The sequence below is a fragment of the Campylobacter coli LMG 9860 genome (genome assembly GCF_000254135.1).
GTDB lineage: Bacteria > Campylobacterota > Campylobacteria > Campylobacterales > Campylobacteraceae > Campylobacter_D > Campylobacter_D coli.
The window spans coordinates 1-371 of the sequence record NZ_AINS01000162.1; the positions used below are offsets into that span (position 1 = coordinate 1).

A 371-nucleotide genomic window follows, 5' to 3' on the forward strand; every position below is an offset into this window, starting at 1 on the left:
AGACCTGAACTAAGTCTGCTTAAAGACTTATCCAGCTCTCTAGCATTAACAACTGAATTTGCATGTGCGTTTAATGCACCGATGTTGGTGTTTATCCTAAAACCCATTTTAAATCCTTTCAAAATATTGCATCGAAAAGATTAAAGCAAGAAGTGTTCCAAGTTTAGTTTGATTAAAAAATTTTAGAGTTTAAAATAAAAAAGCCTAGTTTAAACTAGGCTTGGATTTGTATATATTGCAGCTTTTGTAAACTACTGTAGTAATCTTAAAACATTTTGCTGAACAGAATTAGCCTGTGCCATGGCATAAGAGCCACTTTGAGCTAAGATATTTGCTTTAGAGTAGTTTGCACTTTCAGCTGCAAAGTCTAC

General features: G+C 33.4%; 2 protein-coding genes. Both read right to left on the reverse strand.

Annotation, left to right across the window (positions count from 1 at the left end; translation table 11 throughout):
* The coding region (locus CCO88_RS10275; RefSeq protein ID WP_002782777.1) for a hypothetical protein at window positions 1-107 on the reverse strand (107 nt) is incomplete at its 3' end.
* A gap of 144 nt (window positions 108-251) precedes the next feature.
* The coding region (locus CCO88_RS10280) for a flagellin (protein ID WP_002807929.1) at window positions 252-371 on the reverse strand (120 nt) is incomplete at its 5' end.